This is a genomic window from Nonomuraea sp. NPDC049655, assembly GCF_044465465.1.
Taxonomy (GTDB): domain Bacteria; phylum Actinomycetota; class Actinomycetes; order Streptosporangiales; family Streptosporangiaceae; genus Nonomuraea.
Genome location: NZ_JBITLS010000010.1, coordinates 139,113 through 148,439, shown reverse-complemented (window position 1 = coordinate 148,439; position 9,327 = coordinate 139,113). Strand labels below are relative to the sequence as shown.

Sequence of the window (9,327 nt, the reverse complement as noted above, 5' to 3'; positions counted from 1 at the left end):
GCATGATCAGAACTCGCCGTAACCCCGCCCCCCTCCTCCTCGCCCTGACCCTGGCACTCCCGGCGACGGCCGCGGCGGCGGCGCCCGCCGCTGCCGCCTCCGTCGGCTCCACCGCGGGCACCTCCGACGTGCGCGTCGCGATCCCGCACCCCACCGGCCAGTACGAAGTGGGCCGCGACACCCTGCATCTCGTCGACGCCGACCGCCGCGACCCGTGGATGCCGGAAGCCGCACGCGAGCTGATGGTCTCGGTGTACTTCCCGGCGCGCACCGGCGGGAGCGCCGCGCCGTACATGACCGTCGACGAGGCCCGGCTGCTCCTCAAGGGGCAGCGGCTCGACGCCGTCTTCAAGCCCGGGCAACTCGCCGACGTCAGCACCAACGCGCACCTGAACGCCCGTCCCGTCGGCGGCCGGCACCCCTTGGTGGTGCTCTCCCCGGGGTTCACCCTCAACCGGGCCACCCTGACCACGCTCGCCGAGGACCTCGCCTCCAAGGGGTACGTCGTCGCCCTCGTCGATCACGCCTACGAGTCGTTCGGCACGACCTTCCCCGGCGGCCGTACCCTGACCTGCGTCGCGTGCGAGACGGTGGAGAGCGCCCCCTCCGACGAGGCGGAGAAGGAGCTGATGGCCAAGGCCGCGGTCAACCGGGCGGCCGACCTGTCCTTCGTGATCGACCGGCTGACCCGTCCCGCACGGTCCGCGCCCGCCTGGCGGCACTGGCAGATGATCGACCCGCGCCGGATCGGCGCCGCGGGCCACTCGCTCGGCGGCAACGCCGCGGCCGGTGTCATGGCCGCCGACCGGCGGGTCCGCGCCGGGGTGAACCTGGACGGCTCGTTCTTCGCCCCGGTCGCGGTCTCCGGCCTCGGCGGGCGGCCGTTCCTCATGCTCGGCACCAAGGTCCAGCACTCACCCGGCGCCGCCGACACCACCTGGACCCGGGACTGGCCCCGCCTGGACGGCTGGAAGCGCTGGCTCACCGTGGCCGACTCCGGCCACTTCACCTTCATCGACCTGCCCATCCTGGGCGCCCAGGCGGGGATCGTCGACCCTGCCGCGCCCCTGTCGGGCGAGCGGTCAGGGGAGATCACCACGTCGTACGTCGGCGCCTTCTTCGGCCGGCACCTCCGCGGCGAGCAGCATCCCCTGCTGGACGGCCCGTCCGCCGCCAACCCGGAAGTGGCCTTCCAGAACCCCTGAGGCCGGGCCGGCCGCCTGTGCTCGCCGGCGCGACCTGTCCGCGGGGCTGCCGAACGGGCTCCCGCCCCCGGGTGCCGACCCAGTCGGGCAGGAAGGGGCAGTCGACGACGGTCCAGCGCACCGACGTCGGCCGGGTCGCCTCCTCGACGTGGATCACGAGGGGCTCGGGGGGCGGTCATGGCCGCGTCCTTTCAGTGGTCGGAGGCCGATGCCGCGGCGGCGATCGGTTCGAGCTCCGCGGCCAGCTCGTCGAGCTCGTCCGTGCTGAGCACGTCGTACGCCGGCGCGGCCAGTTCGTCGGTGAGCGCCTCGATCCGCTGCTTGGTCTCGCGGCCGGCGTCGGTGAACCCGCCGGCGGCGTCCACGAGGCCGCGGTCGCGCAGCCCGTCGACCACGGCGGTCAGCCGGGCCTTGGGCAGGTGGTGGATCCGGCCGAACTCCTCCGCCCGCATGCCGAGGGAGACGGCCATGAGGACGTGGGCCTCGGTGCCGCCGATGCCGTGGGCGACAAGGGCGGCGTTGTGGCCGTCCCCGCGGTGCTCCCGCAGCAGCGTCGCCGCGTGCCAGAGCCTGGCGACCGGCTCCTCGGGCACGTCGAGCGCCCGCAGCCCGGCGTACAGGGGCCGGCCCTCGGTCGGCGCGCTGAGCGCCGCCCGGGTGGCGAGGTCGGCGGCCCGCGCCAGTCCGGGCGAGCCGGCGAGCTCTCCGATCCGCTGCCGCAGGGCGGCGGTGCTGCCCTGTTCGCGCACGGTGATCGCCTCCTGCGGGGTGATCTTTCCCCACACCCAGGGGATGTGGCGGGCCACCTCGCCGTCGGCGAAGTTGTAGAAGACCGCGTGGACCACCTCGGCCGGTGCCAGGCCCAGCGGGGCGGCGCGGCCGGCGAAGTAGCCGTCCCAGTAGTTGCGCATGCCGACGGCCAGGAACGCCTCGTTCGCCACCTCGGAGAAGGTGGCGGTGGCGATCGGCTCGATGAGCTCGGACATGCGGTGGATCCTGGCCTGCGGGTGGTGCTGCATCGGTCGGCGTCTCCCTCGTTCGTGCTGGTCGTGACAGCCCCTCGTGGCGACTGTTCACCCTGGCTACGAACGACGCGGCCCGGATCCGACAACTCCGGCCGATAATTTTCCGCCGTGATTGTGATCTACGTTGTAAAGGCGATGGCTCTCGGAGCGGGTTTCCCGATAGGAGGATTCAATGTAGGTTAGCCTAACCTAACTAAGGAGGAGCTCTGTGGTGGTTGATCCTTTTCGTGCCTTCGACGTCCGGGTTCGGGGCCTGCGGCGGCTGAGCCCGTCGTTCCTCCGCGTCACCTTCACCGGGGATGACCTGCACGAGTTCGCGGACAACGGGTACGACCAGCGCGTCAAGCTGGTCCTGCCGACCCCCGGCGCGGGCGTCACGCGCTTCCCGCGCGGAGCCGACTGGTTCAAGCAGTGGTACGCCCAGGGCGACGAGCGCAACCCGCTGCGCACCTACACCGTCCGCGCGGTCCGCCCCGAGGCGGCCGAGGTCGACATCGACGTCGTCCTGCACGACGACTGCGCCGGGCCCGCCGGGCCGGCCGCCCGCTGGATCGCCGCCTGCGAGCCGGGCTCGACGGCGGCGATCTTCGGCCCGAACGGCCTCTACGACGGCTTCCACGGCGGTCTGGAGTTCCGGCCGCCCGCCGGCTTCGGCACCGTGCTGCTCGCCGGTGACGAGACCGCCGTCCCGGCGATCGTCGGCATCCTGGAGCGGCTGCCCGCCCATGTCACCGGCGAGGCCCTGCTGGAGGTGCCGCACGAGGAGGACTTCCTTCCGGTCGCCGGCGCGCCGGGCGTGCGGGTCACCTGGCTCGCCCGCGGCGACGCTCCCTGGGGCGCCCGCCTGGAGCCCGCCGTCGCGGAGGCCGCCGCCAGGCTCCTTCCGGCGGGCGCGGCAGGCGCCGAGCCCGAGGAGATCGACGTCGACGCCGAGATCCTCTGGGAGATCCCCGAGACCGGCGACGGCCCCTGCTACGCCTGGCTGGCCGGCGAGGCGGCCGTGATCAAGCGGCTGCGCCGTCACCTGGTCTCCGAGCGCGGCATGGACCGCAAGGCCGTGGCCTTCATGGGCTACTGGCGTCAGGGCCGCTCCGAGGACGCGTGAGCCCGCCATGACGACCGCCCCCCTTCTCCCGGACCGCTCCGGCCCGGACCGCTCCGGCCCGCCGCTCACCGGCCCCGCGCTCACCGGCACTGACCTGTGTCTCGGCTACGCGGGTCGTCCCGTCGTCGACGGCGCCTGCATCAGCCTGGTCACCGGCGCCGTCACCGCCCTGGTCGGCCCGAACGGCAGCGGCAAGTCCACCCTGCTGCGCGCCCTGGCCCGGCTGCACCGCCCCGACTCCGGCGAGGTCCGGCTGGCCGGCGGCGCCGACGCCCTGGCCCTGTCCGCCCGCGACTTCGCCCGCCGGGTGACGCTGCTGGCGCAGAGCCGTCCCACCCCGACCGGCGTGCGCGTCAAGGACGTGGTCGGCTACGGCCGCCACCCCCACCGCGGCCGCTGGCGCGCGGGCGACCCCGGCGGCGAGGCGGCGATCGAGCGCGCCATGGAGCTGACCGGCGTGCGCGCCATGGCCGGACGCGCCGTCGACGAACTGTCCGGCGGCGAGATGCAGCGCGTGTGGCTGGCCACCTGCCTGGCCCAGGACGCCGGCGTGCTCCTGCTCGACGAGCCCACCACCTTCCTCGACCTGCGCTACCAGGTCGAGCTGCTCGAACTCGTGCGCGACCTGGCCGACCGGCACGGTGTGGCCGTCGGCGTCGTCCTGCACGACCTCAACCAGGCCGCCGAGATCGCCGACCGGGTCGTGCTGCTCCAGGGCGGCCGGGTCCGGGCCGACGGCGCGCCGCCTGAGGTGCTCACCGAAGACCTGCTCACCGAGGCCTACGGCATCCGCGTCGAGGCCACGATCGATCCGCTCACCGGACTGGTCCGCACCAGGCCGCTGGGCCGCCACCTGGCGATGAAAGGCTGAAAGATCCCCATGCGTTCCCTCCCGGCGGTCATGGCCGCCATGTTGCTGCTGACCGCCTGCGGCACGACGGAGCCCCCCGCCGCCCCCGCGGCCCGGGAGCCGTCGGCGGGCGCCGCGGCCCCGATCACCGTGACCGACGCCCGGGGCAAGCGGGTCACCCTCGACAGGCCCGCGACCCGCGTCGTCGGCCTGGAATGGGGGGAGGTCGAGATGCTGGTGGCACTCGGGGTCCAGCCGGTCGGCGCGGCCGACGTCAAGGGCTACGGCACCTGGGTCACCGCGGCCCCGCTCGACGCCTCCGTCAAGGACGTCGGCACCCGCCAGGAGCCCAGCGTCGACTCCATCGCCGCCCTCCAGCCGGACCTCGTCGTCATGGAGTCCGACGACTCCGCCCTCATCGGCCAGCTGGAGAAGATCGCCCCGGTCATCGTCGCCAAGGGCAGCGACGCCGCCGCGAACCTCACCCGCATGCGCGACGACCTCACCCTGCTCGCCGCCGCCGTCGGCAGGACGGAGCAGGCGACCAAGGTGATGGCCGACTTCGACGCCGCCATGGCCGACGGCAGGGCCAGGATCGCCGCCTCCGGCTCGGCCGGGCAGAAGTTCATGATGGCCGACGGCTGGAAGGACGGCAGCAAGATCTCCATCCGCCCGTTCGGCAAGGGCGCCCTGGTCTCCGACGTGGCCGAGCGGCTCGGCCTCACCAACGCCTGGACCGGCCAGGTCGACGAGCAGTGGGGCCTCGGCAGCACCGACGTCGAGGGCATGACCGCGGTCAAGGACGAGAACCTGCGCTTCTTCTACAACGCCTCCGACGGCGTGGACGTCTTCGCCGGCCTGGCGGGCAACTCCCTGTGGAAGTCGCTGAGCTTCGTCAAGCGGAACCAGATCACCAAACTGCCCGACGGCATCTGGACCTTCGGCGGCCCCCTGTCGTGCCGGCAGTACGCCGACGCCCTGGTGAAGGCCTACGCCGGGTGATCACCGCAGTCGAGGCCCCCGCGACGCCGCTGCGCAGGCTCGGCGTCGCGGGGACCTTCCTGGTGGCCCTGGCCGTCATCGCGGCCCTCGCCGCGCTGCACCTGACGCAGGGCACCTCCGACACCGACCTGTTCGCCCTCGACGAGCAGGCGATGAACGTGCTGGTCGCCTCCCGGCTGCCGCGGCTGCTGGCGGCGGTCTGCGTCGGCGTCGCGCTCGGCGCGGCGGGCGCGCTGCTGCAGTCGGTCGCGCGCAACCCGCTGGCCTCGCCCGACACCCTCGCCGTCAGCAACGGCGCGTACCTGGCGGTCGTGCTGGCCGCCACCTTCGGGCTGAGCCTGCCGGCCTTCCTGTCCGGCGGCCTGTCCTTCCTCGGCGGCCTGGCCGCGGCCGCTCTGGTGCTCGCCCTGTCGGCGGGCGGCAGGACCGGCACCACTCGGCTGATCCTGGCCGGCTCCGCGACCGCGCTGGCCCTGCAGTCGGCGACCACCCTGCTCATGATCCTCTTCCAGGAGGAGAACACCGGCCTGTTCGCCTGGGGCAGCGGCTCGCTCGTGCAGAGCGACCTCGGTGGCGTCACCCAGATGGCCCCGGTGATCGTGGTGGCGGTCGGGGCGGCCGTCGCCCTCGGCTCCCGCCTCGACATCCTCGGCCTGGGCGACGACACCGCCTCGGTGCTGGGCGTCGACGTCCGGCGGTTGCGGCTGACCGTCGTCGTGCTCGCCGTCCTGCTCTCGGCCGCCGCGGTGACCGTGGCCGGGCCCGTCGGCTTCGTGGGGCTGTGCGCGCCGGTCGTCGTCCGCCTGCTGGCCCGGCGGCTGCCCGAGCTGGGCCGGCATCGCGTCCTGGTGCCGCTCTCGGCGCTGGCCGGCGTGGTCGTCCTGCTCGCCGCCGACGTCGCGCTGCGCTTCGTGCTCGGCGCGCAGGCCGGGGTGGACGTGCCGCCGGGCGTGGTGACCGCGATGCTGGGCGCGGGCGTGCTCATGTGGCTGGCCCGCCGGCACCGCGACGCCGGTCCGGCCCGGCGGCCGCCGACCGTCCGCACCGCCGACCGCGGCCGCGCCGCCTTCGCGGTGATCCTGCTGTCCGGTACGGCGCTGCTGGTCGTCGCCGTCGTGCTGGGCCTGCTCGGCGGCGACACCTGGTTGCTGCTCGGCGACGTCGCCAACTGGCTGCGGGGCAGGACCGGCAGGGCGCTGACGTACGTGCTCGACCAGCGCTGGCCGCGCGTCGCGGCGGCGGTCCTGGCCGGTGCGGCGCTCGCCGTCTCCGGCGCAGTTTTCCAGGCCGTCTCCCGCAACCCGCTGGCCGAGCCGGGCGTGCTCGGCATCACCGCGGGCGCCGGCGCGGCGGCCGTCGCGACGCTCACGCTCGTGCCCATGGCCGGGATCGCCGTGGTGTCCGGCGCGGCCGGGGTCGGCGCGCTCGCCGCCTTCGCCCTGGTCCATCTGCTGGCCTGGCGCGGCGGGCTCAGCTCCGACCGGCTCGTGCTCATGGGCATCGGCGCGCACGCGCTGTTCAACGCGGTCACCGTGCTGATCATCGTGAGGTCCGACCCGTGGAACACCGCCAAGGCGCTCACCTGGCTCTCCGGTTCCACCTACGGGCGGGTTCCGGCCCAGCTCCTGCCGGTCGCCGTGGCGCTCGCGCTCTTCCTCCCGCTCGCTCTGTGGCTGCGGCGCGACCTCGACCTGCTGGCGCTCGACGAGGACACGCCCCGGGTGCTCGGGGTGCCGCTGGAACCCGTGCGGCTGCTCGCGCTGGGCGGCGCCGTGCTCGTCACCTCCACCGCGGTCTCGGCCGTCGGCGTGGTGGGGTTCGTCGGGCTCGTCGCCCCGCACGCGGCCCGCGCGCTGGTCGGCGGCAGGCATGTGCGGCTCCTGCCCGCGGCGGCGCTTCTCGGGGCGGTGCTGGTGAGCCTGGCCGACACGCTGGGCCGTACCGTGATCGCGCCCGCCCAGGTGCCGGCCGGGCTGGTCACCTCGCTGCTCGGCACGCCGTACTTCGTGTGGCTGCTCTGGCGTTCGCGCGCCGGGGGCCGGGCCGCCGCACAGTGAGGTTCCCAGGCGTGCGGGTTCACGCCCACTCGGCGCCGAGCAGCCGTTCCAGCTCGGCCTGCGTCCGGTCGGGGTCGTAGCCGGGGACGGCCTCGCGCATGAGGTCGTGGGTGCGCCGCTGGACGTCGGCGGCGGCCGCCCGTACCGCCGCGAGCGTCTCCTCGGCCAGGTCGTGGCCGCCCAGCCGCAGGGCGCGCTGGTCGTAGCGGACGTCGAGGACGCGTCCGTCGGCGTCGACGGTCACCCGCACGCGGCCCGACGGCCCTTCGCCGGTGCCGATGACGGCCCGCAAGTCCTCCTGCGCCGACTCCAGCCAGGCCAGCATGCGCTCGCCCCGGCGGGCGGCCTCGTCGAGCTCGCGTTCGCTGATGTTGGCGGGGTCGATCTCCGGCCCGAACACGCTTCGCCTCCTAGTAAAGGTCGTTGAGTGCCTGCTCGACCCGCGCGCGCACGAAGGTCTCGTCCAACGGCGCGGGGACGGCGGCGGTGGCGTCCCGCACCCCGTCGGCGATCTCCCGCGCCTGCCGTGCGGCGTCGTCCTGCGCGGCCCGCAGCACCTCGGCGGTCTTCCTGCCGAGCGCGGCCTCGTCCAGGCGCAGCGCCCGCGGGTCGATGCGCAGGCGGGTGGGGACGCCGTTGCCGTCGGCGAACGCCTCGACCAGCCCGTCGTCGCTCTCCGCGCGGCCCTCCACGCGGCCGATGGACGCCCGCGCGTCGTGCAGCGCCCGGATGGCGCGGCGGCTCTGGGCGACGTACTCGTGCAGGTACTCGGCGTCGTCCTCAGGAGCTGGTGAACGCATGTCGAACCCCCGACAGTCAGTCACGTGAACGTTCAGTGTAGAGGTAAACCTCTGTGCCGGAATTGACTGGATATGCTTTCTGGGCATGACGGGATTTGAGATCGCCGCGGGGGCGGTGGGTCGTGACGGCGCGTACGTCACCGACCATGGGGCGAACTACGACGCCGCGGTCACGCGGCTGCGGCAGCGGGGGAGCGGCGCCCGGACCTTCGGCGGCGAGGGGCTGTTCGCCACCATCATCGCCACCTACAACGAATGCCTGCAGACCTCGCTCGACGCGCTGACGGGGATCGGCGGGCAGATCGCCGAGACCGGCGAGGGGCTGCGCATGGTGGCGAGGAACACCCGGGCGGCGGAGAGCGCCACCGTCGAGAGCTTCGAGAGCCCCGCATGGCGGTGACACTCGACCCGCACGTGGCGGGCTTCCTCAACCTCATCGGTTTCCCCTGGCCGAACGACAACGAGGACGAGTGGCGTCTTGAGGCCGACGACTGGCGGGTCGTCCTGGCCGCGTCGTCGGCCCAGGGCGCCGCGGCCGACGAGTCGGTCCGCAACGCGGGGCAGTCCTACCAGGGCGACTCGGCCACGCAGCTGGCCGGCCACTGGAACCAGGTCGGCGACGGCGGCGGCCACATCTCCCAGGCCGCCTCGGCGGCGAAGGTCGCGCCGGCCGTCCTCGACGGCACCGCGAACGTGGTCAGCGCGGTCAAGCTGGCCGTGGGCACGCAGGCCGCGTACGGACTGACCGCCGCCACCCAGGCGCTGCTGTTCGGCGGCGCCGCGGGCGGCATGATCGCCCTCGCCCGCATGCAGATGACCCGCCACGCCGTGGGCAAGGTGGCGCTCGAAGGCGCCGAGGGCACCGCCAGGGGGCTGGCCCCGGTGCTGAGCGGCCGGGTGACCGAGACCATGCGCCGCATCATGAAGGAGATGGAGAAGCGGCCGCACGCCCGCGACGGCATTCTCCAGATCCGGCGCAGGCGCGGCGGGGGCGGCGGCGGAGGCAAGGGCGGGAAGGGCGGCGGCTACGACCCGAACGCCTCGGCGAGCTTCGACAACGCCGCGCAGCGGATGCACGGCAGGTTGCCCAACAGCAACGACGTCAGCAAGATGACACCGGAGCAGGCCAGGCAGGCGGCGGCCGAGGTCAAGGACAGCATCCTCACGCGGAAGATGAACGAGGCCCGGCTCGGCAAGGACTCCGGGCACGCCGCCCGGCTGGAGCAGGAGCAGAAGCTCCTGAGCGACCTTGAGCGCAAGGCCAACGAGGGGAAATAGCACCA

The 9,327-nt window shown here is 74.0% G+C and carries 10 protein-coding genes; 7 read left to right on the top strand and 3 right to left on the bottom strand.

The genetic code is table 11. From position 1 onward, the window contains the following. Window positions 1–2: 2 nt before the first annotated feature. Window positions 3–1,205: an alpha/beta hydrolase family protein gene (locus ACIBQ6_RS30375; RefSeq protein WP_397216043.1), complete on the top strand. Its 1,203-nt coding sequence runs from the start codon at window positions 3–5 to the stop codon at window positions 1,203–1,205. A 191-nt stretch (window positions 1,206–1,396) separates the two neighbouring features. Here the strand turns inward: ACIBQ6_RS30375 and ACIBQ6_RS30370 are convergent, their stop codons facing one another. Further along, a complete protein-coding gene (locus ACIBQ6_RS30370; RefSeq protein WP_397216041.1) occupies window positions 1,397–2,224 on the bottom strand; it encodes a MarR family winged helix-turn-helix transcriptional regulator in 828 nt (275 codons plus the stop codon). A gap of 214 nt (window positions 2,225–2,438) precedes the next feature. Between ACIBQ6_RS30370 and ACIBQ6_RS30365 the strand changes: the two genes are divergently transcribed. From ACIBQ6_RS30365 to ACIBQ6_RS30350, 4 genes are read left to right on the top strand one after another with little or no spacing between them, the layout of a single operon-like run. Further along, window positions 2,439–3,335, top strand: a complete 897-nt coding sequence (locus ACIBQ6_RS30365; protein WP_397216039.1) for a siderophore-interacting protein — start codon at window positions 2,439–2,441, stop codon at window positions 3,333–3,335. A 7-nt stretch (window positions 3,336–3,342) separates the two neighbouring features. Continuing rightward, window positions 3,343–4,206, top strand: a complete 864-nt coding sequence (locus tag ACIBQ6_RS30360; protein WP_397216037.1) for an ABC transporter ATP-binding protein — start codon at window positions 3,343–3,345, stop codon at window positions 4,204–4,206. A 9-nt stretch (window positions 4,207–4,215) separates the two neighbouring features. Continuing rightward, window positions 4,216–5,187 carry an ABC transporter substrate-binding protein gene (locus tag ACIBQ6_RS30355; RefSeq protein ID WP_397216035.1) on the top strand — a complete coding sequence of 324 codons (972 nt, stop codon included), beginning with the start codon at window positions 4,216–4,218 and terminating at the stop codon, window positions 5,185–5,187. Next, the gene (locus ACIBQ6_RS30350) at window positions 5,184–7,244 is read left to right on the top strand and encodes an iron ABC transporter permease (protein WP_397216033.1); all 2,061 of its coding nucleotides are present in this window, start codon (window positions 5,184–5,186) and stop codon (window positions 7,242–7,244) included. Before ACIBQ6_RS30355 ends, ACIBQ6_RS30350 begins: the two co-directional genes overlap by 4 nt. Window positions 7,245–7,263: 19 nt before the next feature. Here ACIBQ6_RS30350 and ACIBQ6_RS30345 read toward each other — a convergent pair whose 3' ends face one another. Together ACIBQ6_RS30345 and ACIBQ6_RS30340 are read right to left on the bottom strand one after the other, a co-directional pair. Continuing rightward, entirely contained in the window at window positions 7,264–7,644 is a 381-nt protein-coding gene (locus ACIBQ6_RS30345; RefSeq protein ID WP_358285649.1) for a YbaB/EbfC family nucleoid-associated protein, read from the bottom strand. 10 nt (window positions 7,645–7,654) lie between these two features. Further along, on the bottom strand, window positions 7,655–8,068 hold the full coding sequence (locus ACIBQ6_RS30340) for a YbaB/EbfC family nucleoid-associated protein (RefSeq protein ID WP_358285651.1): 414 nt from the start codon (window positions 8,066–8,068) through the stop codon (window positions 7,655–7,657). Between the two features lie 61 nt (window positions 8,069–8,129). On the opposite strand from ACIBQ6_RS30340, the gene ACIBQ6_RS30335 reads away from it, so the two are divergent. Together ACIBQ6_RS30335 and ACIBQ6_RS30330 are read left to right on the top strand one after the other, a co-directional pair. Further along, a complete protein-coding gene (locus ACIBQ6_RS30335) occupies window positions 8,130–8,444 on the top strand; it encodes a hypothetical protein (protein WP_358285653.1) in 315 nt (104 codons plus the stop codon). Next, window positions 8,435–9,322 (top strand): hypothetical protein, encoded by an 888-nt coding sequence (locus tag ACIBQ6_RS30330; protein WP_397216030.1) that lies wholly within the window; start codon window positions 8,435–8,437, stop codon window positions 9,320–9,322. Before ACIBQ6_RS30335 ends, ACIBQ6_RS30330 begins: the two co-directional genes overlap by 10 nt. Window positions 9,323–9,327: the final 5 nt, after the last annotated feature.